This is a genomic window from Nannocystis sp. RBIL2, from assembly GCF_026626745.1.
Lineage (GTDB): Bacteria > Myxococcota_A > Polyangia > Nannocystales > Nannocystaceae > Nannocystis.
This window is the reverse complement of the sequence record NZ_JAPNJW010000002.1, coordinates 5050615-5077587: the sequence shown is the minus strand read 5'-3', so window position 1 is coordinate 5077587 and position 26973 is coordinate 5050615. Positions and strand designations below refer to the sequence as shown.

Genomic DNA, 26973 nt, shown 5'->3' with positions numbered 1-26973 from the left:
TTGATCGGGACCTGCTTCGATGTTTGCTTCGGTGTCTTCATCGGGTTCCTCCTCCGCGGATCACGGTAGCGCGAGGACGCCGGGCCGGCTGCGGGCGCCAGCGGAGGCGCGAAACACCGCGGCGCGGGGCCGCGCGTCGGTGTATGTATTCATGGACATGTCGATCAGGACATGTCCTTGTGGACTAGAGCTCGCCGAGCTGGCGGGCGCGGGCTTGCAGCCAGGTGGTCAGCGCGGCGGCCTCGCGCGGGACGGACTCGGCCGGCTGGGTGGTCACGGAGAAGTTCGGCTCCTGGAAGGCCAGGATCGTGCCGTCAGCGTCGGCCGCGAGGACGGCGCGGGTCTGGGCGTCGAAGCCGTCGAGCGGCGGGGTCCAGGCGCGGCAGACGACCGCGGCCTCGCCGATGCGGGTGTCGACGCGGAGCAGCGCGCCGGTGGCTCCGAGCACCGCGAGCTCGTCCTCGCCGAGGAACGCGAGGCCGCGGGCCTCGTCGGGCAGGGTGAGCTCGCGTCCGGGCTCGCCGTCCCGGAGGAGCGCGACGCGGCGACCGGCGACCGCGACGGCCAGGGTCGCGCCGCTCGGGCTGTAGGCCGCCGACGGCACGGCCGGGAGCGTCAGCACGTGGCGGGCGGTGGCGCCGGTGGCGAAGTCGTGGACCGCGATCGCGTCCTGGCCGGGCAGCGGGACCACTGCGACGGCGGCCTTCGGGTGCATGAAGGTCTGCGACGGGCGGTAGAAGTGGGCCTGCGGGCCGGGATCGACGGCGGCGATCTCGAGCGGTGCGTCGGCCCTGTCGCCGAGGGCGAAGACCTTGCCGGTGCGCGTGTGCGCGACCACGCCGTCGCCGGCGCGGGTGACCGCGAGCGCGGCGATCTCGGCCCCGAGCTCCCACTTGCGCGGGGCAGCCTCGACGTCGCGCCAGGTGAGGACGGTGCCGTCGCCGAAGCCGGCAGTCAACGCGGTGCCGGCGTCGGCCAGGGCGACGCTGGTGATGCCCGTCGCTACGGCGAATTCATGGCGGCCGGCGCCGTCGCTCAGGCACGCCTTGCCGGACTCGTCGACGCGCAGCACCCGGCCGCTGCCGCCCACGGCCACGCTGTCCTTGGAATCGAGGAACTGGTCGATGTCCAGGCCGTCGACGCAGGAATCAGAGTATGTCCCCGAGAACATGTCCCGAAGGCGGGGCGGGCTGTGCCGGGAGTAGGCGACGCCGCGGCGGCCGTCGGCGGAGATCTTGCCGACCTTCAGCGGGGCGAGGCCCTGCGCGCTCGGGCTGGCCGGGGCCGCGTCCCATACGTGGATGGCCTCGTGGTGGGCGAGCGCGAAGCGGCCGTCGCCGGCGTAGGCGCCGAAGCGGCGGTCGCCGGTGTCGAGGCGGCGCGCGAAGCCGCCGTCCGCCTGCGAGCCGAGCAGCCAGGCCTCGGGGGTGCGCAGCGCGAGGCCGTCGCCGCGCGCGTCGACGACGACGTCGTACTCCTGGGTCGGGCTCCACTCGACGAGGTTGCCCGACTCGACCGGGGCCTCGGTCCACAGCGTCTCGCCGGTGGCGAGCGAGCGCATCGCCAGCGAGATCATGCCGGTGAAGTCGTCGACGTCGAGCACCAGCGCGCGGTCGTTCGGGGCGACCGCCAGAGTGTAGCGCCCGAGCGGGTGGACCTCGCCGGTGGCCGGCGTGTACGTGACGTGCCGCGGCGGCCTGTCGGTCGCCCAGGCGACGAGGTGCGCGCCGCTGCTCGAGAACTCGAGCGGGCCGGAGATCGCGGGCGCCGGGGTCGACTCGCCGCCGGCGCGGATGAACGCGGCGTAGTTCGGGTCGTCCCAGGCGACGGTGCGCCCGTCGGGGCTGAGGGCGGCGGTGCGGCCGCGCGTGCCCGGGACGACGTCGAGCGTGGCTGGCTTTTGGGTCATGTCCCACAGGTAGGCCGGCGGGCCGGCGGTGGCGCCGTAGCTCGAGACCGGCTCGCCGAGGGCGGCCAGGGTCTCGCCGCCGGCCGACATCTGCCAGCGGTAGTGGAGCGCGCGGTACATGCCGCGGTCGACCATGGCGATGTCGAGGTCCTGCGACTCGCCGCGGCGCACGACGCGGGCGCTGCGGGCCCCGATGGCGGCGAAGGCCGCGACGTCGCGGGCGGCGACGAGCTGCACGTCCTGCTCGTGGAGGTCGAACAGGCGCGCGCCGGTGCCCTGCTGCGGGTCCCACTGCCACACCTCGCCGGCGAGGTCGACGCTGACGAGGCCGCCGTCGGCCAGGCCGACGACCTGGGCGACCGGCCGGGTGTGGCCGCGCAGCACCCGCGACGGCGCGCCGCGGGTCTCGGCGGCGAGGGCGAGCAGGCGGGCCCGGCGAGCGACTGTCTCTTCGGACAGGTCGAGCCGCGCCAGGGCGCCGAGGCTGCCGACGAGGTCGCTGTCGAGGGCGGCGCGGGCCTGGGCCAGCAGCGACTCGGTGGCCTGTCGGCGAGCGGTGACAAGGGCGGCCTCGGCGTCGCCGCGGGCGGACTCGGCGTGGAGCTGGGCGGTCTCGGCGGCGTCGCGCTGGTGGCGGATGTTCTGCACGGCGTAGGCGCCGAAGGTCGCCAGCGCGGCCAGAGAGGCCGCGGCGACGCCGACGACGGCCCGGTGCCGGCGCAGCCACAGACGCGCGACCTCGCCGGCCGAGTAGCGGTGGGCGTCGACGAGGCGGCCGGTGAGGAAGCGGCGCAGGTCCTCGGCCAGCGCCTCGGCGCCGGCGTAGCGGTCTTCGGGGCGCAGGGCCATGGCCCGCTGGGCGATCGCCACCAGCTCGCGCGGGGCCTCGGGGGCGCGCCGGCGCAGGTCGCCGACCTCGCCCGCGACCACGCGCGAGGCGAGCACCTGGCTGTCGACGTCGGCGTAGGGCGGGACGCCGGCGAGCACGTGGTAGAGCACCGCGCCGAGCGAGAACACGTCGCCGCGGGCGTCGACGGCCTCGCCGCGGGCCTGCTCCGGCGGCATGTAGCGCAGGGTGCCGAGGATCGTGCCCTGCTCGGTCATGGTCGAGATGACGCCGCTGGTGTTCAGGGGCGAGCCGGGGCCCGCCGGCGGCTCGGGGCCGGGGTTGGTGGTGTCCTTGGCCAGGCCCCAGTCGATCACCACCGCCTCGCCGAGCTCGCCGACGAGGATGTTGGCCGGCTTGAGGTCGCGGTGGAGGACGCCGTGGCGGTGCGCGTAGGCGACTGCGTCGGCGGCGGCGATCACGTGCTCGATCAACGCCAGGCGATCGATGAGTCGCGGGCGCTGGCGGATCTGGTGCTCGAGAGTCTGGCCCTCGACCAGCTTCATGCAGTAGTACGGCTCGCCGGTCGAGTGGCGGCCGATGTCGTAGAGCGGGACGATGCCCGGGTGCTGCAGGCGGGCCGTGATCGCGGCCTCGATGGCGAAGCGGTGCTCGGCGGCGGGGTCGGTGCGCAGCAGTTCCTTCACTGCGACCTCGCGGCCGAGGCGGCGGTCGCGGGCCCGGCGGACCACGCCGAGGCCGCCGATCGCGAAGGCCTCGCCGAACTCGTAGCGCTCGTCGCTCTCGGGCCGGCCGGGCGCGCGCGACGGGCCGGGCCAGGAGGTCGGGTCGGCGAGCACCGAGGGCGTGCTGTTCGGGGACAGGGTCGGCGAGGCGGACGAATCGACGTCGGACTCGCCGATGTGGGCGAGGAGGCGGGCCTGGGCGGCGCGGACGACGTGTGAGGCGGGGACTTCGGGGCGGGCGGTGACTGGCGGCATGACGAACTCCGGGGGTGCGGCCGCCAAGTGCCGGGTCCCTGGGGGCTGATCCCCGGGGCTCGCGAATTTTTTTTCGTCGCCCGTCACGCCGAGTCGTCCTGCCCGCGCGGCGCCGGACCGAAGCGGCGGTCGACCTCGAGGCGGATGCTCTCCATGCAGCTCTCGAGGCCGCGCAGGGTGCGGTCGCGCAGGGCCGGGTCGTCGACCAGCCGCTCGACCGCGGCGCGCAGGCGCGCGCGCGCGCGCTGGAGGCGACGGGCGACGGTCGGCTGCGGGACCTCGAACAGCCCGGCGAGCTCGGCCTGGGTGAGGTGCTCCCAGTCCTTGAGCTCGATGAGCAGCTGGTCGTCGAGCGCCAGGCCGCGCAGCGCGGTGGCGACGATCTTGACCAGCTCGCGGTCGGCGAGCAGCCCGGGCAGCGGGTCGGCGTCGGCGGGCAGGCTGTCCTCGGTCGGCTCGAACCGCCGCTGCCGCCGCGCCCAGCCGATCAGGACGAAGCGGGCGACCCCGAACAGGTAGGCGCGGAAGCTGCCGTCGCCGCGGAAGGCGTCGCGCCGGCGGCACACGACCTCGAATGTCTGTTGGGACAGGTCCTCGCACACCGAGTCGCGGACCTTGCCGAAGAAGAACCGGTACACCGCGGGATAGTGGCGCTCGACCAGGTCCTGCCCGGCCTTGCGGTCGCCGGCGCGCCAGGCGTCGAGGAGGTGCCGATCGTGCTCGTCCACGACGCCGAGGATAGCGCGAGGCGGCGCGCGCCGGCCAGTCGGCTCACGTGCGGGCGTCGACGTCGCCCTCGCGGATCATCCGCAAAAACGCCTTGATGCCGGAGATGAGCTCGCGGTTGTCGGTCAGGCGATCGAGGCTGTCCTCGAACTTGCGCGCGAGGGCGCCGATCTTCTGCTCGAGCTCGACGCGCTGGCGATCGGCGCGGGCCGACAGCGCGTCGTGCTCCTCGCGCAGCTGCTTGAGCGCCTCCTCGAGCTGCTCGACGACCGTCTCGTGGCGCCCGACCTGGCCGCGCAGCTTCATGACGTCGTCGCGCGGGAAGCGGGTGTCCTCGGCCAGCGCCTCGAGGCGGCGGCGGACCTGCTGCATCGAGGCGATGGCCGGGCGCACCAGGCACGACAGCAGGTAGAAGCCGGCGAACGGATAGCCGAGGTCGGAGCCGGTGAGCAGCGCGACGGCGAGGGCGACGCCGGCGGAGACGAAGTGGATCGTCAAGCTGGTGATCAGGGTCCAGCGCTTGACCCGCTCGGCGAACGCGATCTGATCGTCGGTGACCTTGATGCCGGCCTCCCGCGAGCGCCGCATCTCCGCCAGCACCTCGCGGGCCCGGAAGTGCAGGTTCCACGGCAAGGTGACCAGGACGACCAGCCAGATCAGCGCCGCCCCGCCGGCCCCCCAGGTCAGCAGCGTGCCGGCGGAGACGTCGCTCCACACCGCGACGCCCAGCGCGGCGAGGTAAGCGAGGATGAGCAGCGCGATCGCGGAGCCTTGCATGGCCCGCAGCATAGCCCGCGCGGCCGGCCGCCGCCGCGCGGGCACAATTGCTCGCAGGCCCCGCATCCGCGGAACCGGGCGACCCTTGCATGCGGAGGCGCGAACGCGCGGCTCGGCGCGCCTGCGAGGGAGCCCGCGACGGCTTCACTCGGGCGGCGGGACGTCGCCCCAGTGGCCGGCCATGGCCCACGTCTCGCTCGCGGCGACTGCGTCCTTCGACTCGTGCCGCACTGCGATCCAGCCGCGTGGCTCGGCGCCGAACTCGACGTAGACCTCGCCCTCGGCGCCGGAGACGGTCGGACGCAGCGTGCCCGCGAGGTCATCGAAGGCGAAGTCGACGGTGATCCACGGGAGCCCGGGCCGCTCCGCGCCGTACACGAGGTCGCCGGTGAAGGTGTCGTTCAGCGCGCCGTCGCCGGTGACGATCTTCAGGCGGATCGGGACGTACAAGTTCGGACCGCATTGGGCGTCCTCCTCGGTGTCGCCTTGCTGCTCGGTGACGACGTAGCGGACGTCGCCGGCGCCGCGCTCGACCGTGACGTCGACGCTGGTGGCGACGTGCGTATCGGCGTTGGTCGGGTTCTCGCCGTCAGGCGTCAGGTCCCAGAGAAAGGCGGCCTGGTGGGGCTGGGCCATTGCGAGGACGTCGAGGGCGCTCATGCCCTGCGGCGAGGCCTCGTCGTCGGCGAGCGTCTCGTCCTCGACGACCTCGCAGCTGCCCGCCTCGGGGCTGCAGGACGGCGAGACAATGGCGATACACAGCAGCGCGGCCAGCTCGGAGGAGATTCGGCGTTCGTGCATCATCGCTCGGGTCCGGCTACGGCCAGGGAGGGTCGAGGTGATCGCGCGACCGCGCGGAGCGGTGCGATAACGATAGGACATGTTCTAAAGAGAATGTCTCCTGGGGCATGTCCATGAAGACATGCCTATTCGCGCTAGAGCAGCCCGAGCGCGTGCAGCAGGAGCACGACCGCGAGGATGCCGACCGCGATGGCCAGGCCGAGCACAAAGGCGAGCCCGACGGGGTCGCGCGGGTCGGCGGGCTGCGACGCGGCGGGGCGTTCGGTCGGCAGGCCGAGCTCGGCCAGGAAGGCGCGGGCCTCGGCCAGGCGCACGCTCTGCGGCCAGCGCTCGACGTAGGCGCTGAGGCCCTGGCCGTCGGGGTCGCGGACGTGGCGGTCGGCGCCGAGGGCGATCAATCGGCGCATGTGCTGGATGTGATGGCGGTCGGCGGCCATCAGCAGGGCGGTCACGCCGCGGGCGTCGCGGGCCTCGAGGTCGCCGCGGCACTCGCGGGCGAGGGACAGCAGGGCCTCGGTGCGGTCGGAGACGTCGAGGCCGCAGGTGACGGCGAACGCGAACAGCTGGCTGGCGGCGGCGGGTCCGGCCTCGCGGGTGATCCGGCGCAGCAGGTCGTACTGGGCAGGGGTGCCGTTGCGCAGGAAGGCGAGCACGGCCGACTGCAGGGCGCGCGGCAGGTCGGGCTCGCCGAGCTGCCGCAGGCGGCCCCACATGCCCGACTGGCCGCTGTCGGCCGCGGCGTCGAACGCCCACTGCAGCGAGCTCGCGGACATCTCGTCGCTGCGGGCGCGCACGCGCTCGAACAGGGCCGCGTCGCCGCGCCGGACCGCGGCCGCCAGCAGGGCGCCCTCGAGCGCCTCGAGGTCGTGGCTCGAGGCCGACTCGGCGGACAGCGCCGCGAGCAGGCAATCGACGGCCCATAAATCGCCGGCCTGCGCCGCGGCCCACAGCGCGGCGTCGCTCGGGCGCGCGCCGTGGTCCAGCAGCAGCTCGATCAGCGGATGCGAGGCCTCGCCGAACTCCTCGATCGCCACGGTCAAGGCGTCGGTGTCGTTGGCCGAGGGCGCGTTCGGGTCGGCGCCGGCGTCGAGCAACAGGCGGGCCACGTCGACCCGGCCCAGCGCGAGCGCCAGCTCGAGCGCGGTGTATTCGTAGGCGTGGCTGCGCGTGTCGAGGTCGGCGGTCGCGGCGAGCTGCCGGCGGACGTCGTCGAGGCTACCGACGCGCACGGCCTCGAGCAGCGGAGCGTCGACCATCGGTTCGAAATCATCCGGCGCCGCCATGACCGGGTCGCAGTGTACGCCAGCGGCGACGCCGTCGACAGCGGCCGCGAGCTCCCGCCAGTGCGACCTCGTGTCGCCTGACGCGTGAGGTGTGTCGCCGGAAACCCTCAGGCCCGAGGCGCGCAGGTCAGTGCATGTCTCACAGGACATGCCTTTATGAAAATGTCCTGAAAGACATGTCTCTTGGGTCAATCACCCGTGCGGCCGAAGGCCCGGCGGATCCGCTGCCATAGTGAAGGGGCCGGGCGCGGCTCGGCGGCCGCGGGCGGAGGCGGCGCAGCGGGCTCAGGCGAGGTCGTGGGAGGCGGCGCGGACAGAACGTCATTCAGCGGCACTGTCTCGCCGAGCTGCAGCTTCAGGGTGCCGCGGACCAGGTGATCGAGGGTGAGCTCCAGCAGCGGGCGGACGGCCTCGGGCGGGTCGCCGCGGCGGTGCTCGTGGATGGTGATCGCGTGGCGCTGGAAGAACTCGGCCAGCCGGCCGATCTCGTGGGGGCCGCCGGCCGTCAGGCGGGCCCGGGTGTCGGCGAGGGAGTCGGTGACGCAGTCGCCGCAGCGGAAGGTGGTGACGAAGTCGCAGAGGTCGTCGTTGAACCACGGGATCACGCGGACCTGCGAGGCGGGGACGGGGCGATAACAGCCGGAGCACAGCGCCGAGGGCTCGACGATCGGCAGGCGCGTGTGCCTCAGCAATTCGAGCAGCGCGAGCGCCTCGTTGCGCACGCGCTCCATGCCGACGCCGGGCGCGGGCGGGTCGAGCGTCTCGCTCATCAGGCCGCGCGCGCGCACCAGCGCGTGCAAACTGACGAGCGGCATCATGTCGTCGCGCGTGTCGTCCTCGAAGTCGAGCGCGGCGAGGTGGGCCTGCGCGGCGTCGAGGGCGGCGCCGGCGTGGGCGCTGCAGTAGTAGCCGTCGACGTATTGCTCGCCGGCGAGGGTCGGGATGTCGTGCGACTCGCTGTCGGGGCGCAAAACCCCGCAGGTGCTGCATTGCACGTGACGCTCGGTCATGCGCGCGAAGGATAGCGCGTCCGCGCGACAGTGGCCTCAGCCGCGCCAGGAGAAGCCGGTGGTGCCCGAGTACTCGACGCACGCGTCCGCCCCGTCGAGGCGGAGGGACAGGCGGGCGCTGGGGTCCTCGGCCGCGGGGCGGTGAGCTGGAGGACGAGGCGGTGGCCGAAGGCTCATGGTCGATCTCCGAGGTGAGACCATGGTCCCCTCGGGCGCGAGCGCGGCGGATCGTCATACGTGTCTGAAGGGAAATGTCTGCAAGGACATGCCCGATGGAACATGTCGATCGAGACATGTTCTTTTTTAAAAACGAGACGGGATTACTCGAGCTCGAGCGCGCGGCGGCTGGCGAGGATGTCGGCGATCGTCGCCTCGAGGTGCTCGCGGCCGGGGCCCGCGCCGACGCTGTCGAAGTTGTGGCGGGCGATGTCCTGGCTGAGCTCGGGGTCGGCCTTGATCGCGCGCTCGGCGAGGATCAGGAACTCGGGGCCGAGGCGGGCCATCTCCTCGCGGAAGCGGGCCTCCGCGGCGACCTGGGCCTGGCGGCGGATCTGGTCGAGCAGATCGGCGCGGATGCACTGGATCACCGGGTCGGGGGTGCGGCGCAGCAGCGGGACCAGCGAGTCCTGGGTCAGCGGGCGGCGGGTGTCGACGCGCGTGTAGGCCGGGTGGAAGGCGACCATGTAGAAGCGCGCGGGGACGCGCGGCAGGCCGGCGTAGACGTCGCGGACCTCGCGGACGAATTCTTCGAAGAGCTCGGTGTCGGCGAAGGCGCGCTCCTCCGGGCTCGGGGCCGGCGGCGTGCCGGGCAGGGCGCCGCGCGTGACGAAGGTGAGCAGGACGACCTCGGCGTCGGGGTGCGCGGTCACGAGGTCGGCGAGCCGGCGCGCGGCCTCGTGCGGGCTCGGCGGGCCGTCGAAGGTCGGTCGGTGCAGGCGCCCGAGCTCGCGGCACTTGCGAGCGAACGGGCACAGGCTGAGCTCCTCGACGACCTCGACCACGTAGCGCGCGTGGAGGGCGTCGAGCTGGGGCCGGGGCGGCCACTGGCCGGGTTTCTCCATCGCCGGCGAGAGTGTATCCTGACCCCGCGCATGCCAGGCCCACGCTCTGCGATCGCCTCGACCCTCGGGTGCCTCACGCTGGTGGCGGCGCTCGGCTGTGCGCGCCCGGTGCTCCGCGTCGAGACCGTGCCGGCCGGGGCCGAGGTCACGGTCGACGGCGAGACCAGCCGCGAGCAGCGCTGGTCGGTGTCCGACGACGACCCGACCACGGTGCTGGCCAAGTGGCCCGACGGGAAGCAGGTCAGCGCGCAGGTCTACATCGAGCACGACGCGAAGATCACGCTGCGCCGCGACGGGGAGCCGGGCCAGGTGGTCGGGGCCCGCGTGGTCGGCATGGCTCCGAGCCTGCCGGGGCAGGCGCCGTCGGACCCGGCCGCGGCGCCGCCGGACGGCCAGCTCGGCGGGCCGCTGCCGCCGCCGCCGTCGACGGTCACGCCCGGCCCCGGCGACCCGATGGCCAAGGCGCGCAAGCTCTACGACGAGGGCCAGAAGGCCTACGAGCTGACCGACTTCGACGTGGCGATCGAGAAGTTCCGCGCGGCCTACGAGCTGATCCGCAGCAGCAACGACCCGGCCGCGCCGGAGGTGCTCGGGGCGGTGATCTTCAACCTCGCGGTGGTCTACGAGCGCAGCTACGAGGTCACGCCCGACCCGGAGCGGCTGCGGCGCGCGCGGGTGATGTACCGCCAGTACGACGAGCAAATGGCGTCGATCCAGGCGGGCTGGGCCAAGTCGTCGGAGCACGCCGACGTGCTGGCCCGGATCCGTGCCCTCGAGGCCCGCCTCGGGCCGCAGAAGTGATTCGACCGGCCGCGGCTCGCGGCACGAGCGCAGCCCTGGCACGGCGTCGACCCGGTTCGATCGCCGATTCGCACCGGTGACTTGTTCACGACAAGAATCACCCCGGACCGGCGGAGCCTCGCATCGTTCGCGGCGGGTCGTCGGCAGAGGTTCGGTGTTCTGTCGGGGGCGCAAGTCGCTGCGCGTGCGCTCGACGGTGAATGCACGTTCGCAGCGGCCGGCTGCGGCGCGGCGCATACGTCTGCGCGGCCCCTCGCCGGGCCCGAACCGAGGGTCGCACGTCGTTCGCGGGGGCCTGCGGGCGTGAGTCGGCGTGGGCGCTGCGGGCGGCGGGCGTGCTCTCGCGGCGAGGCCGCTGCGGGCGCGCCGCGGGCCGGCGCCGGGCAACGGATTCGCACTTGTCGCGCGGGCTTGTCGGGCCCTATCGTTGGCCCCGATGTTCAAGAACCACCCGCGCGGTCTGCCGGTCCTGTTCTTCACCGAGATGTGGGAGCGCTTCGGCTTTTACCTGATGCTCGGGATCTTCACCCTGTACATGAAGGCGGGTGCGGACGCGGCGATGCCGGCGAAGTCGGGCCTGGGCCTGACGCCGCAGCACGCCAGCGACATCTACGGGACCTACATCGCGCTGGTGTATCTGACGCCGTTCATCGGCGGGCTTTTGGCCGACCGGATCCTCGGCTATCGCCGCGCCATCGTGATCGGCGGCGTGCTGATGGGCCTCGGCTATTCGGGCCTGGCGATCCCGGGCTACGGTCCGTGGTTCTTCCTGTCGCTGCTGCTGATCATCATCGGCAACGGCTTCTTCAAGCCCAACATCTCGACGCTGGTCGGCAACCTGTACAACAACGAGCAGTACAAAGAGCACAAGGACGCCGGCTTCAACATCTTTTACATGGGCATCAACATCGGTGCCTTCGTCTGCAACTTCGTCGCCGCGTACCTGCGCAACACCTACGGCTGGGGCTACGCCTTCCTGGCGGCCGGCATCGGCATGTTCTTCGGCGTCGGCTGGTTCCTCACCGGCATGAAGCACACGGCCGAGGCCGACGTGCTGAAGCCGACCAAGCCGGGCGACCAGCCGGTCGGGCAGATCCTCGCGGCGGTGTTCGGGCCGGCGGCGGTGTTCGCCGCGGTCGGGTGGTTCATCCCGTCGCTGATCGGCGGCGAGGGCTGGACCGTGTTCGGCTCGAAGTCCAACGACGCGTTCCTGTTCGCCTGTCTGCCGGTGACCTGGTTCTACTACCGCCTGTGGAAGGGCTCCGACGGCGAGGACAAGGAGCGCATCGGCGCCCTGCTGCCGCTGTTCGCCGCGGTCATCGCGTTCTGGGCCATCTTCCACCAGAACGGCGACGCCCTCACCACCTGGGCCGATCGCTATACCCGGCGCGAGATCCCCGAGGCCGCCGCGCCGCTGCTCGAGGGCGTCGGCGGGGTCCAGCGCGTCGACACCGGCCTGCGCGAGATCACCATCACCGACGACCACGGCAACCCCGTCCTGGGGCCCGACGGCAAGCCGGCCAAGGAGCTCGGCCCCGACCCGTACTTCAACAACGTGCCGAAGAGCGAGTGGCCGCCGCCGCCGGCCCCGGCCTGCAAGGCCGAGGTGCTGACGCCCGAGACCGAGGCCAGCTGCAAGGCGGCCCAGACCAAGCTGGTGTCGACCGAGCTGTTCCAGTCGGTCAACGCGTTCTTCGTCGTGTTCCTGACCCCGTTCGTGGTCGGCTTCTTCGCGTGGATGCGGCGCAAGAACAAGGAGCCGTCGACGCCGGCGAAGATCTCGATCGGCCTGGCGATCACGGCGCTGTCGACCCTGGTGATGGTCGCCGCCACCTTCGTCACCCATAACGGCGCCGACAAGGGCTCGGCCCTGTGGCTCGTCGGCACGTACGGCGTGATCACCGTCGGCGAGCTGTGCCTGTCGCCGATGGGCCTGTCGCTGGTGTCGAAGCTCAGCCCGGCCCGCCTCACCGCGCTGATGATGGGCGGCTGGTTCCTTTCGACGTCGATCGGCAACAAGCTGTCCGGCATCCTGTCCGGCCTGTTCACCCTGTTCGAGCACAAGTCGGCGGTGTTCCTGATCAACTTCGGCGGGGCCCTGGTCGCGGCGCTGCTGATCGTGCTGATGCTCCCGCGCCTGCGCCGGGTCATGAACAAGTACCTCAAATGACGCGGCCGCCCCCCGACGCGGCCGCGATCGCCGGCGCGCTCGCGCAGTTCCCCGAGCTCGCCGGCGGCGCGGTCAGCCCGCTGACCGGCGGGCTCATCAACGCGACCTTCGCGGTCAGCGCCCCCGCCGGCGAGTTCGTGCTGCAGCGGCTGAACCCGATCTTCGCCCCGCAGATCCACGACAACATCGCCGCGGTGACGGAGCACCTGCGCCGCCGCGGCGAGACGAGCCCGCGCCTGCTGACGACTGCGAGGGGCGAGCGCTGGGCCGACCTCGGCGACCTTGGGATCTGGCGCGCGATGACGCGGGTGCCAGGGGTCAGCTTCGAGGCGGTGCAGAGCCCCGAGCAGGCCCGCTCGGCCGGAGCGCTGGTCGGCCGCTTCCACGCGACGCTGGCCGACCTCGAGCACCCGTTCACGATCCGCCGCACGCTTCACGACACGCCGGCCCACCTGCGCACGCTGGCCGAGGCGGTGGCGCAACACCGCGAGCACCGGCTGTTCGCAGAGGTGGAGCCGCTGGCGGCGGCGGTGTTCGCCGCGGTCGAGACGCTGCCGCCGCTGGCTCCGGCGCCGCTGCGCGTCGGCCACGGGGATCTGAAGTTCAATAATCTGCTGTTCGATGGGACAGGGCCCGAAGGACAGGTGGCACGCTGCCTGATCGACCTCGATTCGGTGGCCCCGATGCCGCTCCACCACGAGCTCGGCGACGCGTGGCGCTCGTGGTGCAACCCGGCCGGCGAGGAGCGCGGTGCGCCGAGCTTCGACGCGGAGATTTTCGTGGCGGCGCTCGACGGCTGGCTGGGGGCGCTGACGTTCCCGCTCGAGCCGGTCGAGCGCCGCAACCTGGTCCACGGGGTCGAGTGGATCGCGCTCGAGCTGACGGCCCGCTTCGCCGCCGACGCGCTCAACGAGCGCTACTTCGGCTGGGATGCCCAGCGCTTTCCAGGAGCAGGTGAACACCACCTGCACCGCGCGAAGGGGCAGTGGGCGCTGCACAAGGCGACGCTGGATTCTCGCGAGCTGCGGGCTGAGCTGCTGGTGCGCTGAGTCTGGCGCGGGCGGGCAATGCTCGCGCGCTTGCAGGTCCCTGAGGACCCGACTGGGACCGGCTGTTCGAGATCGCGTCCGCGCAGGACGGCTATTTTTCGGTCGACCAGGCGCAGTCGGTCGGGATTTCGCGGCCGAATCTTCAGGCGCATCTACACCGCGGCCATGTGCTGCGGCCTCGCCGGGGCGTGTATCGCCTCGTCCGCTATCCCGTGGGCGAACACGAGGATCTGGCGGAGATCTGGCTGCAGTCGGATCGCGAGGGCGTGTTCTCTCATGAGACCGCGCTGGCGCTCTACGACCTCTCCGACGTCCTGCCCGCGAAGATTCACATCACGCTGCCGACGAGCTGGCGTCGGCGACGGCGACCTGACGGAGCAGTCGTGCACTACGCCGAGGTGCCGCCGGAGGACCGCGATTGGTTCGGGGCCGTGCCCGTGACGTCGGTGCGCCGTACTCTGCGAGATTGTGCGGCGAGCTTCCTGTCGCCGGAGCTGCTAAAGCAGGCTGCGATGCAGGCACTCCGGCGAGGACGCGTCGTCCGCAGCGAGATCTACGAGGTCGAACAGGCTCTGCTCCCCTACGGCGGGCTCGGGCCATGAACGTCAAGCAGTACGATTCCCCTCTGGCGTTCAAGCAGGCGCTGGACATGCGGCTGCGGGCAGCGGCGACAGCGAGGAATCCGCTGACGAGACGGCGCCAACGGCTGGTGTTCGAGCGGTTCCTGGCGCGTGTCTTCGCCGCGTTTCCGACCGCCGTGACGGTGAAGGGCGGCGTGTCGCTGGAGCTGCGAATCACGCGAGCGCGGGCGACGAGGGACGTCGATCTGCGGTGGATGGGGAGCCCCGAAGACTTGCTGGATCGACAACGACGGCGCGATTCATGGTGGCAGACGGTTTAAAGTCGAATGCAGCCTGGCGGGCCAACGGTTCGGAGATCCCTTCGGGCTCGATGTCGGCTTCGGTGAGCCGATCTTCGGCGAGCCCGAGGTGATCGTGGGGTCGAATGCACTCGACTTCATCGGTGTGCCGCCGGCGAGCGTCCGGGTCTATCCGCTCGAGACGCACATTGCCGAGAAGCTCCACGTGTATTCGTTGCCCCGCGCGCGCATGAACTCGCGGGTCAAGGACCTCTCCGACCTGGCGAGCGTGCGAGCTCTCGCCGGCGCCCGCGTGCGCGCAGCATTCGAGCTGACGTTCTCGTTTCGGCGCACGCACCCGCTGCCCGCGGAGTTTCCCGATCCGCCGGGCGCGTGGGAAGGGCCGTACGCCCGAATGGCGCGCGAGCACGACCTGCCGTGGGCGACGCTCGCCGAGGTGACGAGCGCCGCGAGAGCGTTCGTCGAGCCGGCGCTGGGTGACGACGCGGCGGCCGAGTGGGACCCGGCCGCGTGGGCGTGGCTGGCTGCGACCCGTTAGAACGCGAAGATGTGGAGGCGCGAGCCGCCTTGTTGGGACTCGTTGAAGCGGCTGGTCTCGACGAAGTTCTCGGCGCAGTTGCCGAGCGGGGTGCCCTTGAACCTGTCCTGGGCGGCGGCCTTGACGTTGCCGTGGACGTCGACGGTGATCTTGACGGACACGCGGGCGCCGGCCGAGCCGGGGCTGCTCGCGCAGGCCTTGACCAGGCGCGGCTCCATCGCCGTGAAGTAGGACTTCAGGCGGATCGGTTCGATGCGCAGGGGCAGGTCGCTGTCGGGCGCCTTGGGCTTGGGCTTGGCCTTGGGCTCGGCCTTGACGGGCTCGGCCTTGGCGGGCGGGGGCGGCTCGGCCTTGGCGGGCGGAGGCGGCTCGACCTTGGCGGGCGGGGGCTCGGGCACCGGCTCGACCTTGGCGGGCGGGGGCTCGGGCTGGGGCGCGACCACTGTCGGTTGAGGCGGCTGCGGGATGGCCTCGGGGACAGGTTGCGGCGGGATGGCCTCGGGGACAGGTTGAGGCGCCACGTCGTTGGCGCCGACGACGATCGGCTCGGGCTCGTCGGCGGTCTGCTTGCGGGACTCTCGCGTCGGCTTCTTCGGGCGCGGGGCGTCCTTCTCCTTGGCGCGCCGCGGGGCCTCGGCCACCGGGTCGTCCTTGCGCGCGGGCGCGGGGCCCTGACGCCGCGAGACGAGGATGACCAGGAACAGCAGCGCGGCGCCGAGGATGACGGCGATGCTGACGTTGCGGACGAAGTTGGTGGCCGGCACGGCGGCCGTCGGCGGGGCGACGACGATGACCGGCAAGGGGGCCGTCTTGGGCCGCGGCAGGACCGGCTCGGGCGCGCGGATCGGCGGCGCCAGGTGCGAGAGGATCATGCTCGGCTCGGGCCGCGACGACGAGCCGATGCTCCCGGACGGGACGGCGTTGCGCACCTGGGGGGCGATCGGGATGGCGCGCGGCTCGGAGGGCGCGGAGACCCGCGGCTGCGGCACGGGGGTGCTGCGGACCGGCCGCGCTGCGGGCGGCGGGGGGGTGTCGAGCACGGCGTGGGCGAGCGCCGGGTTGCGCTGGCGCAGGTCGGCGGTGAAGGTCGCCAGCGGCTGCGGCTCGGCCTGGGCCTGCGGCTCGGCGTTGCGCGCGGCCTCCTCGTCCCAGAAGGTCGGGTCGAGGGCGAGGATCGCGGTGGCGCGGCGCAGCTCGCCCTCGCGGGCGCGCGCGGCCAGCACGGCCTCGTGCAGCTCGCGGACGGTGCCGAAGCGCTTCGACGGGTCCTTGGCCAGGGCCTGCAGGACCACCTCCTCGAACGGCTCGGCGATCTCCTGCTGCGGGACGAGCAGCCGCGGCGCGTTCGGCTCGTCGTACATCTGCTTCTTGATGATCGAGAGGAAGCTGTCGCCGCGGAACGGGGTCCGACCGGTCAGCAGCTCGTACATCATCACGCCGAGGGCGTAGACCGAGGTGCTCTCGCCCGGGAAGCCGCCGCTGGCCAGCTCGGGGGCCATGTACTCGGCCTGGCCCGGCGGGGTGCCCTTGGACTCGACGAGGTTGCCGTCGAGCGAGCGGTAGATGCTGGCGACCGGGGCGATGCCGACGCCGAGCACCTTGATCGGCTGGCGCCGGCGGGCCTCGTCGTCGCCGGCGTGCAGGCGGATCACGGTGCCGAGGTTGAGATCGGTGGCGACGATGCCGCGGTCGGCGGCGACGATCAGGGCCTCGCAGATCTGGGTGACCAGGATCGCCACCTGCTGCCACGGCAACGGGCCCTCGGCCCGCAGCACGGCGCTCAGCGAGTCGCCCTCGACCTGCTCCATCACGTAGTAGGTGAGGTGGTCGGTGGTGATGCCGGCGTCGATGACCTCGACCAGCGACTCGTGGCGCAGCTTGATCAGCTGCTGCGCCTCGTAGAGGAACTGGCGGCCGCGGCGACCGGCCGGCGAGTGGTCCGGGCCGAGCACGCGGATCGCCACGTGGCGGCCGCTCTGCTCGTCGACGGCCGCGTAGACGCGGGTGGTGATGCCGCGGGTCAGCGGCCTTATCAGGCGCCAGCGCTCGATGTCGCGGCCGATCAGCTCGTCGGAGTCGCTCCACAGGTCGAGCGGGAACGGCTCGCCGAGCGGCTCGCTGGGCGGCGGCGCCAGCTTGACCGGGGCGGCCAACATGCTGTCGCCGGGGTCGCCCAGGTCGTCGTCGTCGTCGATGTCGCTGACGCGGATCGGCGTGGTGCGCGGCCTGTCCTGAGAGACAGCCAGGGCGGACAGCGGCTGGTCGACTTCGGTCTCCTCCGGCGGCGGGGCCGGCTCGTCGGAGAGGCCCGCGGCGACCTCGGCGCGGGCGAAGCCGACGCCGCTCTGGGCCGAGCCGGTGGCGATCAGCGGCGGCAGGTCCCTGCCGCCCAGCGCGGCCATCGGCGGCGGCGGCAAGGGCTCGTCGTCGACGTGGTGGAGCGTGACCTCGAGGACCGGCGCGAGGCCGGAGCGGTCGATCGCGGCGCCCACGGCCGCGGAGTCGACCCGGCGCTTGATCGTCGGCGCGTCGGGCTCGACCGGCGGCGTGGCCTGCCTGTGCCGGGCCGGGAAGGCCCGCGACGGCTCGTTGAGATCGCCGAAGTCGTCCTCTTCTTCGGCCGCGGACCGGCGCTGGGCCGCGACCATGCTGTCGACGACCCGCCGCGACGGAGCGTCGAAGTCGTCGTCGGCGTCGTCGCGCACGGGGCTGGCCTTGGGGCCATGTGCTTGGGGCCAGCTGGTGCTGGCCGTCCCGCGCACCGGCATGGCGGTGGTGGGCGCGTCGTCGTCGTCGTCGTCGGCCCACGGCGGCGCGGGCTCGTCGTCGGCGGGGGTCAAGGCGGCCCCGAGCTCGGCGTCGTCGTCGTCGACGACGTCGCGGAACGGGAAGCGGCTGGCCTGGCTGCGGACGACCTGCGAGAGGCCGGGCGGGAGCGCGAGCTCGCCGTCGTCGAGGAACGCGCCGCGGCGTTCACGCATCGGCGAGGGCGGCGGCGGAGCGGGGCGCTCGTCCTCGATCAGGCCGGAATCGAGGCTGTCGCCGTCCTCGGGCGCGCTGTCGTCGACGAGGTCGGCCGCGAGCTCGGGGAAGTTCTCCCCCGGCTCTTGCGGACGGGGCGGCGGCTCGTCGTCGTCGTCGGTGAACTGAAACGTCGCCGGTCGGCCCGGAGGCGGAGGCTGATGACCCCCGTTCCGCGGCGGCGGAGGAGGACCGGAACCGTTGCGCTTATTGTCCACGGGGGCGCTCAAGGGTCGCACATCGCGCGGTGACTGGTCAAACTAGGCGCCTTCCCGCGGGGCCGCTGCCGCGATTGGCGGCGATTACTTCGGGGTGCCTGGCTTCGCACTCTTGCCCTGCGCAGGCGCCGTACTCGCCGCGGGCTGCCCGGTCTCCGCGCGCACTTGCGCGATCCGGCGGTCCAGCGCCGGCAAGGCCTCGGGCTCGGTGGTGCGGATCGACTCGCGGTAGCGCTCGAGGATGACGAGCGCTTCCGCACCTCGCCCCGGGACCTGCGACAGCAGCTCGCCGGCGTCGCGCAGGTACTTGAGCTGGCTCGGGTCGCGCTCGAAGGCCCGCTGCAGCGCTTCGGCCGCCTCGGCCTCGCGCCGCGGCACGCCCTGCAGCACCTCCGACAGGGCGGCCCAGTCGGCGGCGGTCGGCTCGGGCAGGCGAGCGATGCGCCGCTGCAGCGCGACGGCCGCCTCGGGCAGCATCGGCGCGATCCGCAGGGCCTCGGCCAGCCGGCCGTAGAAGTCGGCGTCGGCGCCCGGGTCGTCGTCGGCGATCGCGTGCTTGAGGTAGTAGTCGGACTCGGCCTTGTGCCCGGGCGACTTGGCGAGCACCAGCGCCAGCTCGCCCTCGCAGCGGGTGCTCTTGGGGATCTTGTTGGCGCAGGGGAGCAGGGCCTGGGTGACCTCGACGTCGTTGCCGGCGGCGCGGGCGGCGGCGGCGGCGGCGAGGGCCTTGTCGAGCTCGGCGGGCGGGAGCTGCGGCTCGGAGCGCGGCGGCGGCGGGTCGCGATCGGCCCGGCGGAACGGGTTGTGGGCGTCGCGGGCGGGCGGCTGGTGCTCCGCCGGGTGCGACGAAACCTCGACCCGGGTCGGCGGCGGCGGGGTCGGCGTGCCGCCGCAAGCGGCGAACAGGGCGGCGGCGACGAGGACGGCGGGGCGGAGCATGCGGCGGAGTATACTGCGCCGGTGTCTGCCACCGAACCCGGCTCGTCGACCGAACTCTCGCGCCCGCTCACGGCCGTGTACCCCGGCTCGTTCGACCCGATCACCAGCGGACACGTCGAGATCGTCGAGCGCGCGCTGCGACTGTTCGACCAGGTGATCGTCGCGGTCGGGCGCCACCCGACCAAGACCGGCTACTTCAGCGTCGACGAGCGCGTGGCCCTGATCGGCGAGTGCATCGCCCACCTGCCGCGCGCCCGGCCCGCCAAGTTCGACGGCCTGATGATCGACTTCTGTATGCAGCAGGGCGCGCGCGTGATCGTCCGCGGCCTCCGCGCCCACGGCGACTTCGAGCCCGAGTTCCAGATCGCCTCCGCCAACCGCGACCTCCAGCCGGCCGTCGAGACCGTGTTCCTCATCCCCGGCCCGGCCCACCAGTTCGTCTCGAGCTCGCTGGTCCGCGAGATCGCCGGCCACGGCGGCGACTTCGCCCGCTACGTGCCCGGCCCGGTGGCCGCGGCGATGCAGCGGCGCATGCGAGGTGAATGAGAGGACATGTCCGATCATGACTGAATCGAACGACATGTCCGATGAGGCAGGTTCCAAAGGCCAGCTCGCGCGGGCGGACCGGCCGTGGCGCGGCGACGAGCACGCGCTGCAGGTGGCGGCCGCGCGCGAGGCCGGGCTGCCGGCGGGGCAGACGGCGATCGACCTCTACACCGAGGGGTTCCGCCGCGGGCTGCAGGAGCGCGACCCGGCCGACGGGGCGATCGTGCTGCGCGGGCGCACGGTGCTGCGGGCGGAGGAGATGATGCGCAGCCTCAAGCCGATGCTGCGGTTCCTGCGGATCGGGCCCGACGCGATCGGCCTGCGCGTGGTCGAGGGCGAGTTCGAACTGCGCGTCGGCGGCCAGGCGGCGGACGCCAGCGAGCCGGTGCAGGGCGCGGTCCGCATGGTGCTGCTGATCTGGATCGCCAGCGGGCTCATCGGCTTCGCCCTGCTCCAGGGCGGCTCGCAGATGGCGGCGCTGCTGACCTGGGGCGTGGGCCTGCTCGTCGGCGCGTCGGCGCTGCGGCGCGGGCAAGTCAGCGGGCGCACGATGCTGGCGGCCCGCCTCGCGGTGGGGCTCGGGATCCTCGCCCATGAAGAGCAGCTCATCCTGCCGCCCGCCGAGCGAGGCGGGTCGTGACGGCCGTCTCACCGGCGCCGGGCCTGTGCGCGCGCTGCGTGTCGGGGCGGCGCATCGATTCGGCCAAGGGGTCGACGTTCTGGCGCTGCGCCGAGCACGACCGCGATCCGAGCTGGCCGAAGTATCCGCGCCTGCCGGTGCTGCGCTGCAGTCGATTCGTCGCCGGCGAGGTTCCGGCGGGCCCGGCGCCGGAGTAGATTGTCGGTGATGCGCCCGGTCCGTCCCCGCACCCCCGGCCTGCCGTCGCTCCTGTCGCCGGTGCTGGCGGTGCTGCTCACGCCGGCGCTCGCCTGGGCGGGCAACGGGATCCACGAGCGCACCCCGGTGAAGTGGCCGGACGGCACGGCGTGCATGACGGTGATCGATCGCAGCCAGAGTCCGATCGTCCACTTCGACTACGAGATCCCGCTGGAAGACACGATGGTCACCGCCGACGAGGTGGCCGACAGCCGTCGCCACCAATTCGTCGCGTTCTGTCGCAATCACACGCCGCAGGAGCCGCTGCCGGTGTGGCTGTCGTGGCAGGACGTCGACATCGCCGACGCCGCGGGGATCTCCGACAAGGCGGACGCGACCGACCAGGACGTGCTCGAGACGCATTCCATCTACAAGGATTGCTTCTTCCGCGTCACCGGCGACGACGAGCGGCGGCCGATCACCTTCGACGAGGCGGCCAAGGGCTTCGACTGGGACACCACCGAGCTGGCGCCCGGGCCCTACATCCTGCAGGGCTACACCTGGGAGCCGGCGTTCAACATTTGGAGCAAGCGGCCCGGCGTGATCCACGTGGTCGACGGGCCCGACCTGTCCGCGATCGCGCCCGCGGCCGCGCTGACGAACACCGAGGACTTCCTGTTCGGCGAGGACACTCTGGTGCTGCAGGGCTGCGTGCGGGCGATGCCGGGCTCGACGATGAGCGGGTACTGGGCGGTGACCGGCGCCGACACGCTCGACTGGAAGCCGTTCGCCGAGGGCGTACCGATCGACGGCGAGACGCTCGAGCTGCCGTTCAAGCCGCCGCCGGAGGCGCTGGTCGAGACCGTGGCGCTGCGCGTCGACGTCACCGACCCGATGCAGCGGACCTTCTCGGCCTATCCGCAGGCGCTGGTGGTCGTGCTGCCGGGCAGCGGCGAGACGACCACCACCGGCGACGACTGCAGCGACACCAACGCCTTCATCGGCAACGAGAGCTGCGGCGAGGCCAGCAGCAGCGGCGACGTCACCGGCGTGGGCACCACCACCGGCCAGGCGCCGACGAGCACGACGGGGCCGGACGCGACGTCCACGGGGGGCGAGGCCGCGAGCGACGGCGCCGGCGAGTCGGCGTCGACGACCTCGGAGGAGCTGCCGACGCGCGACAGCTGCGGCTGTCACAGCGGCGGCCTGGCAGGCTCGTGGGCGTGGACGGGGCTGGTGCTGCTCGGGCTGCGTCGGCGCCGACGCGGGGTTTTCGCACCCTCGCGCGCGTGAGCGGGCCCGGCCGCGCGCGGCGCCGCGGGCGAGGTCGGAGTACACTCCCGGCGTGCGAGCTCTCGTACGTGTCGCGCTCGTGTTCGCCGGCCTCGCGCTCCCGGGGCGCGCGCACGCGGGCAACGGCGGTCACCCGCGCACGCCGGTGGTCTGGCCCGACGGCGTGGCGTGCATGACCGTGATCGATCGCAGCCAGTCGAGCACGCTGCAATTCGAGTACGCGATCCCCTACCCGGACACCGAGCTGACCCCCGACGAATTGCCGACCAGCCGGCGCCACCAATTCGTCGCGTTCTGCCGCGACGACAGCCCGCAGACGCCGCCGCCGGTGTGGCTGTCGTGGACCGACGCCAATGTCTGGCTCGATTGGGCGGCCCAGAAGATGATCGACGCCGCGCTGATCGAGGACGACGATGTCCTCGAGACCAACCCGCTCTACGCGGATTGCTTTGTCCGCATCACCGCGGACGACGAGCGGCGGCCGATCACCGAGGTCGAGGCGATGAAGCCTGTCGTGTGGGACACGACGGGGCTGCCCGCGGGCGCCTGGCGCATCGACGGCTATACGTGGGAGCCGGAGCTCAACCGCTGGTCGCGGCGCCCGGGGGTGGTGCACGTGGTCGACGACGCCGACCCGGCCTCGGCCCCGCCCGCGGCGGCGCTGACCAACCCGGAGGGCGCGTTCGTGTTCCCCGGCGAATCGTACGTGCTCGAGGGGTGCGCGCGGGCGATGCCCGGCTCGACGCTCACCGGTTACTGGGCGCTGGCAGACACGCTCGAGTGGCAGAAGTTCGCCAGCGAGCCGCTGACGGGCGAGGCGATCTCCCTGGCATTTTCGCCGCCGCCGGAGATCGCGTCCGACATCGTGGTCCTGCGCGTCGACATCACCGACCCGATGCAGCGCACCTATTCGGCGTACCCGGTGTCGCTGTTGTCGGTGCTCGCGCCGGCCGACACGTCGACCGGTGGTTGCAGCGACAGCGGGTCGTTCCTGCACGGCGACGAGACCTGCGGGGACAGCGACAGCTCGAGCGGGGACGCGCCGACGACCGGGGCGAGCACCGGCAGCGACGCGAGCACCAGCAGCTCGAGCACCGGCGACGAGGCGACGACCTCGCCCGGGACCGGCACCGAGCCCGCGGGGTGCGGCTGCCGCAGCGGCGGGCCGGGCGGCGCGGGGGCGCTGCTGCTGCTGTTGCAGCTGCGGCGGCGTCGGCGGGTGACGCGCGCGGTCGCTTGATCGCCCGCGAGTGATGCAGGCGGTGCGGACGGCACGCAGTCGCGGGACGGTGGTCACTTCGATGACATCCTCTCGTTCGCGGTCATTCGTGCGTCGCGTGACCGACGACCCGTCGTCCGGCTCGCCGAGGGTCGCCGAGCGAGGATTCCGGACTCCGCTCACGGGGGTGTCGGTGGGAGCTCGTGGAAGCTCCGGGAGCGGCGTTCGGACTGCTGACACTCGTGAGTTCGACGGGCCGGCGCCGCCGCTCGTGACAGCGCCCACGATCGCGGTTTGGTGCGAGCGGGGTCGGCGTGGGACGGCTGCTGCAATTGGCCTGCGAGATCGGTGCGGCGCGTCACGGCGATCTGTCTGCAACGCACATCACATTCGCGGCCGCGGGTGATCCTCCCGGGGCAGGGTTCGCTGCGTCGCGTTCGCGACAGAGACACCAGGCGGGCGACGGACCGGTGACGATCGGGCGCGCCGCAGCTCGGGCGGGCCTCCGCGGTCGTCGGGCGACCGCGCGCCGACCGCGACGGCGAACTCGCGGCTGTTCGCGCCCATGCGGCGACGGCGGCGGCGCTGCGAGGATTGGCCGGCGGTGCTGCGATAAGATGTCCCGAGAGACAGCTCGTACGACCAAGGCGGTGATCGATCTGCCAGCGGGACGAATGGGTCCCCGGGCGCGAGCGCGGGCGCCGGTCGGACGTCCGGGCGCGCGGGCGTGACATTCGCCGCGGGGCAATGGGTGGGGCTGCGGCGGCGGGCGGGGCGTCACGGGTCGCGCGGCGGGCGGCGCGAGGGGTTCGCGGCGGACGGCGCGGGAAGCGAGGATCCACACTCGGCCGGCTGTGACGGGCCTGGGGTCGCGGGGTAGACTCCGCGCGCCTCGATGTCCGCAGCGCCCCGCGACAACACGTCGAACCAGCCGATTCCCGAGCTCATCTGCGAGCTCTGCCGCTTGTTTTATCAGCTCGGTTGGGTCAGCGGCACCGGCGGCGGCATCTCGATCCGCGGGCCCGAGGGCATTTATATGGCGCCTTCGGGGGTGCAGAAGGAGCGCCTGCGGCCGGAGGACATCTTCCTGCTGAGCGACCAGGCCACGGGCGAGCACGACTGCCAGGTGGTGCAGGGGCCGACCACGGGGCTCAAGGTCAGCGAGTGTCGGCCGCTGTTCTTCAACGCCTATCGCCTGCGGGACGCCGGCGCGGTGATGCACTCGCACTCGGTGTGGGCGGTGCTGGCGGCGCGGTTGTTCGCGCCGCAGGGCGGGCCGGGCGAGTTCGTGTGCCAGGGCCTGGAGATGCAGAAGGGCCTGCGCGGCATGGGCTGCTTCGACACCCTGCGGGTGCCGATCATCGCCAACACCCCGCGCGAGTCGCAGCTGACGGCGAGCATGGGCGAGGCGATGCAGGCCTACCCCGACGTCGACGCGGTGCTGGTGGCGGGGCACGGGGTGTACGTGTGGGGCCGCGACTGGGTGCAGGCCAAGACGCAGGCCGAGAGCTACGACTATTTGTTCCGCGCGGTGGTCGAGTCGCATCGGCTCGGCCTGCCGGTCGGCGGGGCGTGACGCGGAGGCGGAGGGGACCATGCAGCTCGCTTGGATCGAGGATTCGGGCCTGGATGCGCGGGGCGAGGGGCCGACGCTGGCCGACCTCGCGGCGGTCGGGGTGCTCTACGAGCGCCTGCCCGACGACGATTTCCAGGGCGCGCTGGACCGCCTGAAGGCGGCCCGCGGCTACGTCGCGCAGGACGTGATCGAGCTGCGGCCCGACACGCCGAACCTCGACGGGCTGCTGGCCAAGTTCAAGGACGAGCACCTGCACCGCGACGACGAGGTCCGCTTCGTGCTCGATGGCGAGGGCATCTTCGACATCCGCGGCGCGGACGAGCGGTGGATCCGGGTCCAGGTCGAGCGAGGCGACCTGATCGTCGTCCCGGCCGACCTGTATCACCGCTTCTTTTTGACCGAGCGGCGGCAGATCCGCTGCGTGCGTCTGTTCAAGGACGCCGCGGGCTGGGTGCCGGAGTACCGCGCTTGATGACGCTGGATTCGCATTGTTCGCGAGAGGATCAAGGTAGACGATGACTGCAAGCACTGTGTCGAAGGAAAAGCCGCCCACCACGCCCGACTACAAGGTCGCCGACATGGGCCTGGCCGATTGGGGTCGCAAGGAGATCGCCCTGGCCGAGAAGGAGATGCCCGGGCTGATGGCGCTGCGCGCCAAGTACGGGGCGGAGAAGCCGCTGAAGGGGGCCAAGATCGCCGGCTGCCTCCACATGACGATTCAGACGGCGGTGTTGATCGAGACGCTGACGCACCTCGGGGCCGAGGTGCGGTGGTCGTCGTGCAATATCTTCTCGACGCAGGACCACGCTGCGGCCGCGATCGCGGCCACCGGCGTGCCGGTGTTCGCGTGGAAGGGCGAGACCGAGGAGGAGTACTGGTGGTGCGTCGAGCAGACGATCCGCTGGCCCGACGGCAGCCCGCCGAACATCCTGCTCGACGACGGCGGCGACCTGACGCTGGTGCTGCACCGTCCGGAGCACCTCGGCTCGCTCGAGCAGTGCCTCGGCGTCAGCGAGGAGACCACCACCGGCGTCCATCGCCTGTATCAGATGGCCGAGCGCGGCGAGCTGAAGATCGCTGCGATCAACGTCAATGACTCGGTGACCAAGAGCAAGTTCGACAACCTGTACGGTTGCCGCGAGAGCCTGGCCGACGGCATCAAGCGCGCGACCGACATCATGGTCGCGGGCAAGGTCGTGGTCGTGGCCGGTTACGGCGACGTCGGCAAGGGCTGCGCCCAGTCGATGCGCGGCTTCGGGGCCCGCGTCCTCGTCACCGAGGTCGACCCGATCTGCGCGCTGCAGGCGGCGATGGAGGGCTTCCAGGTGACGACGATGGACGAGGCGGCCAGCGTCGCCGACATCTTCGTCACTGCCACCGGGTGCTGCGATGTCGTCACGCTCGAGCACATGCGGAAGATGAAGGACGAGGCGATCGTCTGCAACATCGGCCACTTCGACAGCGAGATCGACGTCGCCGGCCTCGTCGCCGACAAGGGCGTCCGCGAGATCAACATCAAGCCGCAGGTCGACCGCTTCGTGTTCCCCGACGGCCACGCGATCCTCCTGCTGGCCCGCGGCCGCCTGGTGAACCTCGGCTGCGCCACCGGCCACCCCAGCTTCGTGATGAGCAATAGCTTCACGAATCAGGTCCTCGCCCAGCTGTCGCTCTACACCGAGCGCAGCCGTTATGCGCGGGGCAAGGTGTACGTGCTGCCGAAGCGCCTCGATGAGGAGGTCGCCCGCCTGCACCTCGGAAAGCTCGGCGTCAAGCTCACCCGCCTCAGCGACAAGCAGGCCGAATACCTCGGCGTGTCGCAGGAGGGTCCGTTCAAGCCCGAGCACTACCGCTACTGACCCGGACGGGCGCGCCGGGCTCGCCTGGTGCGCCGATGTCCCGACTGAGAGGGGGGCGGCCGCGACCGTCCCCCTCTTCGCTTTTCTACGGCCCTTAAAAGGTAGTCAGCAGCGTGTCGGCATCAAGAGAATGTCTGCGCGCGCCCGCGCATACGCTGCGGGCCGGCGGACGAGCGTCCGCCGAAACGGAGTACCGGCGCACCTAACATCGGACTGACGCGCGTTCGCGGGATACTGCACAGGGGGCGCGCGGGTTGCCGCGCAGGTAGCCGCCCGATGCCGACGAGTCGGAAGTCGGCAGTGCCGCCGATATGAACAGTGTCGCGGGCGGACGACCGCTACCGATTTCGCAGGCCGGGCGGGCGAGCGCCCCAAAGCGCTCCCACGGCCGCGGAGCGCCCGCTGCAGGCGGGGGCGCAAAGACGCGGTTTCAGGCGATGCAAGCGGGCCAACGAAACGGCCGTGTAAACGCGGGACATCCAATAGCTCCGCATGGGCCGATCGGTTGCGGGCACCCGATGGGAGGACCCCGACGGTTGGGGGGACCCCAACGGTTGGGGGAACTGGGCGCGGGGGGAACTGAGGAGTGGGGGGAACTGAGGAGTGGGGGGGAACTGATCCGACCGGAAGGACGCGGGGGACCGGGGGAAAGGGAG

Annotated in this window: 24 protein-coding genes and 1 pseudogene; 15 read left to right on the top strand and 10 right to left on the bottom strand. The window is 72.3% G+C overall.

Translation table 11 applies throughout. The features are described from left to right. Window positions 1-184: 184 nt before the first annotated feature. From OV090_RS45060 to OV090_RS45025, 8 genes are all read right to left on the bottom strand, one after another. The gene (locus OV090_RS45060; RefSeq protein ID WP_267711156.1) at window positions 185-3736 is read right to left on the bottom strand and encodes a serine/threonine-protein kinase; all 3552 of its coding nucleotides are present in this window, start codon (window positions 3734-3736) and stop codon (window positions 185-187) included. 83 nt (window positions 3737-3819) lie between these two features. Then, window positions 3820-4464, bottom strand: coding sequence for a sigma-70 family RNA polymerase sigma factor (locus OV090_RS45055; RefSeq protein WP_267711155.1), 645 nt, complete (start codon window positions 4462-4464; stop codon window positions 3820-3822). A 43-nt stretch (window positions 4465-4507) separates the two neighbouring features. Then, window positions 4508-5239 (bottom strand): hypothetical protein, encoded by a 732-nt coding sequence (locus OV090_RS45050; RefSeq protein ID WP_267711154.1) that lies wholly within the window; start codon window positions 5237-5239, stop codon window positions 4508-4510. Window positions 5240-5383: 144 nt separating this feature from the next. Further along, window positions 5384-6043 (bottom strand): hypothetical protein, encoded by a 660-nt coding sequence (locus OV090_RS45045; RefSeq protein WP_267711153.1) that lies wholly within the window; start codon window positions 6041-6043, stop codon window positions 5384-5386. 131 nt (window positions 6044-6174) lie between these two features. Next, a complete protein-coding gene (locus tag OV090_RS45040; protein WP_267711151.1) occupies window positions 6175-7296 on the bottom strand; it encodes a hypothetical protein in 1122 nt (373 codons plus the stop codon). A 215-nt stretch (window positions 7297-7511) separates the two neighbouring features. After that, complete coding sequence (locus OV090_RS45035; RefSeq protein WP_267711150.1) at window positions 7512-8333, bottom strand: hypothetical protein; 822 nt, start codon at window positions 8331-8333, stop codon at window positions 7512-7514. A gap of 36 nt (window positions 8334-8369) precedes the next feature. Beyond that, entirely contained in the window at window positions 8370-8510 is a 141-nt protein-coding gene (locus OV090_RS45030; protein ID WP_267711149.1) for a hypothetical protein, read from the bottom strand. Between the two features lie 143 nt (window positions 8511-8653). Next, window positions 8654-9394 (bottom strand): hypothetical protein, encoded by a 741-nt coding sequence (locus OV090_RS45025; RefSeq protein ID WP_267711148.1) that lies wholly within the window; start codon window positions 9392-9394, stop codon window positions 8654-8656. Window positions 9395-9424: 30 nt separating this feature from the next. On the opposite strand from OV090_RS45025, the gene OV090_RS45020 reads away from it, so the two are divergent. From OV090_RS45020 to OV090_RS44990, 7 genes and pseudogenes are all read left to right on the top strand, one after another. Continuing rightward, window positions 9425-10195 carry a hypothetical protein gene (locus OV090_RS45020; RefSeq protein WP_267711147.1) on the top strand — a complete coding sequence of 257 codons (771 nt, stop codon included), beginning with the start codon at window positions 9425-9427 and terminating at the stop codon, window positions 10193-10195. Between the two features lie 436 nt (window positions 10196-10631). Beyond that, the gene (locus OV090_RS45015) at window positions 10632-12365 is read left to right on the top strand and encodes a peptide MFS transporter (protein WP_267711146.1); all 1734 of its coding nucleotides are present in this window, start codon (window positions 10632-10634) and stop codon (window positions 12363-12365) included. Continuing rightward, the gene (locus OV090_RS45010; protein ID WP_267711145.1) at window positions 12362-13414 is read left to right on the top strand and encodes an aminoglycoside phosphotransferase family protein; all 1053 of its coding nucleotides are present in this window, start codon (window positions 12362-12364) and stop codon (window positions 13412-13414) included. Before OV090_RS45015 ends, OV090_RS45010 begins: the two co-directional genes overlap by 4 nt. Window positions 13415-13476: 62 nt before the next feature. Next, window positions 13477-13605, top strand: a pseudogene (locus OV090_RS51320) (type IV toxin-antitoxin system AbiEi family antitoxin domain-containing protein); the annotation flags it as partial. A 21-nt stretch (window positions 13606-13626) separates the two neighbouring features. After that, window positions 13627-14016, top strand: a complete 390-nt coding sequence (locus OV090_RS45000; RefSeq protein WP_267711144.1) for a hypothetical protein — start codon at window positions 13627-13629, stop codon at window positions 14014-14016. Next, window positions 14013-14315 carry a nucleotidyl transferase AbiEii/AbiGii toxin family protein gene (locus OV090_RS44995; protein ID WP_267711143.1) on the top strand — a complete coding sequence of 101 codons (303 nt, stop codon included), beginning with the start codon at window positions 14013-14015 and terminating at the stop codon, window positions 14313-14315. The genes OV090_RS45000 and OV090_RS44995 overlap by 4 nt, the downstream gene beginning before the upstream one ends. Next, a complete protein-coding gene (locus OV090_RS44990; protein WP_346660442.1) occupies window positions 14239-14832 on the top strand; it encodes a nucleotidyl transferase AbiEii/AbiGii toxin family protein in 594 nt (197 codons plus the stop codon). The genes OV090_RS44995 and OV090_RS44990 overlap by 77 nt, the downstream gene beginning before the upstream one ends. On the opposite strand, the gene OV090_RS44985 is transcribed toward OV090_RS44990, so the two are convergent. Both OV090_RS44985 and OV090_RS44980 read right to left on the bottom strand, forming a co-directional pair. Further along, a complete protein-coding gene (locus OV090_RS44985) occupies window positions 14829-18071 on the bottom strand; it encodes a serine/threonine protein kinase (RefSeq protein WP_267711142.1) in 3243 nt (1080 codons plus the stop codon). The genes OV090_RS44990 and OV090_RS44985 overlap by 4 nt on opposite strands. An 84-nt stretch (window positions 18072-18155) precedes the next feature. Continuing rightward, window positions 18156-19010 (bottom strand): hypothetical protein, encoded by an 855-nt coding sequence (locus tag OV090_RS44980; protein ID WP_267711141.1) that lies wholly within the window; start codon window positions 19008-19010, stop codon window positions 18156-18158. A gap of 21 nt (window positions 19011-19031) precedes the next feature. Between OV090_RS44980 and coaD the strand changes: the two genes are divergently transcribed. From coaD to ahcY, 8 genes are all read left to right on the top strand, one after another. After that, complete coding sequence (gene coaD, locus OV090_RS44975) at window positions 19032-19556, top strand: pantetheine-phosphate adenylyltransferase (protein ID WP_267711140.1); 525 nt, start codon at window positions 19032-19034, stop codon at window positions 19554-19556. 16 nt (window positions 19557-19572) lie between these two features. Continuing rightward, on the top strand, window positions 19573-20196 hold the full coding sequence (locus tag OV090_RS44970) for a hypothetical protein (RefSeq protein ID WP_267711139.1): 624 nt from the start codon (window positions 19573-19575) through the stop codon (window positions 20194-20196). Continuing rightward, window positions 20193-20393, top strand: coding sequence for a hypothetical protein (locus OV090_RS44965; RefSeq protein WP_267711138.1), 201 nt, complete (start codon window positions 20193-20195; stop codon window positions 20391-20393). The genes OV090_RS44970 and OV090_RS44965 overlap by 4 nt, the downstream gene beginning before the upstream one ends. Before the next feature lie 10 nt (window positions 20394-20403). Further along, window positions 20404-21666: a hypothetical protein gene (locus OV090_RS44960; protein WP_267711137.1), complete on the top strand. Its 1263-nt coding sequence runs from the start codon at window positions 20404-20406 to the stop codon at window positions 21664-21666. A gap of 52 nt (window positions 21667-21718) precedes the next feature. Then, window positions 21719-22906 (top strand): hypothetical protein, encoded by a 1188-nt coding sequence (locus OV090_RS44955; protein ID WP_267711136.1) that lies wholly within the window; start codon window positions 21719-21721, stop codon window positions 22904-22906. 874 nt (window positions 22907-23780) lie between these two features. Next, the gene (gene mtnB, locus OV090_RS44950; RefSeq protein WP_267711135.1) at window positions 23781-24461 is read left to right on the top strand and encodes a methylthioribulose 1-phosphate dehydratase; all 681 of its coding nucleotides are present in this window, start codon (window positions 23781-23783) and stop codon (window positions 24459-24461) included. A gap of 19 nt (window positions 24462-24480) precedes the next feature. Beyond that, a complete protein-coding gene (locus OV090_RS44945; RefSeq protein WP_267711133.1) occupies window positions 24481-24933 on the top strand; it encodes a cupin domain-containing protein in 453 nt (150 codons plus the stop codon). A 43-nt stretch (window positions 24934-24976) separates the two neighbouring features. Next, the gene (gene ahcY / locus OV090_RS44940) at window positions 24977-26317 is read left to right on the top strand and encodes an adenosylhomocysteinase (protein WP_267711132.1); all 1341 of its coding nucleotides are present in this window, start codon (window positions 24977-24979) and stop codon (window positions 26315-26317) included. Window positions 26318-26973 lie beyond the last annotated feature (656 nt).

Bases quoted from the DNA above. Each gene is read 5' to 3' on its own strand.
- OV090_RS45060 (WP_267711156.1), bottom strand. From the start codon at position 3,736: ATGCCGCCAGTCACCGCCCGCCCCGAAGTCCCCGCCTCACACGTCGTC.
- OV090_RS45050 (WP_267711154.1), bottom strand. From the start codon at position 5,239: ATGCAAGGCTCCGCGATCGCGCTGCTCATCCTCGCTTACCTCGCCGCG.
- OV090_RS45045 (WP_267711153.1), bottom strand. From the start codon at position 6,043: ATGATGCACGAACGCCGAATCTCCTCCGAGCTGGCCGCGCTGCTGTGT.
- OV090_RS45040 (WP_267711151.1), bottom strand. From the start codon at position 7,296: ATGGTCGACGCTCCGCTGCTCGAGGCCGTGCGCGTCGGTAGCCTCGAC.
- OV090_RS45035 (WP_267711150.1), bottom strand. From the start codon at position 8,333: ATGACCGAGCGTCACGTGCAATGCAGCACCTGCGGGGTTTTGCGCCCC.
- OV090_RS45030 (WP_267711149.1), bottom strand. From the start codon at position 8,510: ATGAGCCTTCGGCCACCGCCTCGTCCTCCAGCTCACCGCCCCGCGGCC.
- OV090_RS45025 (WP_267711148.1), bottom strand. From the start codon at position 9,394: ATGGAGAAACCCGGCCAGTGGCCGCCCCGGCCCCAGCTCGACGCCCTC.
- OV090_RS45020 (WP_267711147.1), top strand. From the start codon at position 9,425: ATGCCAGGCCCACGCTCTGCGATCGCCTCGACCCTCGGGTGCCTCACG.
- OV090_RS45015 (WP_267711146.1), top strand. From the start codon at position 10,632: ATGTTCAAGAACCACCCGCGCGGTCTGCCGGTCCTGTTCTTCACCGAG.
- OV090_RS45010 (WP_267711145.1), top strand. From the start codon at position 12,362: ATGACGCGGCCGCCCCCCGACGCGGCCGCGATCGCCGGCGCGCTCGCG.
- OV090_RS44995 (WP_267711143.1), top strand. From the start codon at position 14,013: ATGAACGTCAAGCAGTACGATTCCCCTCTGGCGTTCAAGCAGGCGCTG.
- OV090_RS44980 (WP_267711141.1), bottom strand. From the start codon at position 19,010: ATGCTCCGCCCCGCCGTCCTCGTCGCCGCCGCCCTGTTCGCCGCTTGC.
- OV090_RS44970 (WP_267711139.1), top strand. From the start codon at position 19,573: ATGACTGAATCGAACGACATGTCCGATGAGGCAGGTTCCAAAGGCCAG.
- OV090_RS44960 (WP_267711137.1), top strand. From the start codon at position 20,404: ATGCGCCCGGTCCGTCCCCGCACCCCCGGCCTGCCGTCGCTCCTGTCG.
- mtnB (WP_267711135.1), top strand. From the start codon at position 23,781: ATGTCCGCAGCGCCCCGCGACAACACGTCGAACCAGCCGATTCCCGAG.
- OV090_RS44945 (WP_267711133.1), top strand. From the start codon at position 24,481: ATGCAGCTCGCTTGGATCGAGGATTCGGGCCTGGATGCGCGGGGCGAG.
- ahcY (WP_267711132.1), top strand. From the start codon at position 24,977: ATGACTGCAAGCACTGTGTCGAAGGAAAAGCCGCCCACCACGCCCGAC.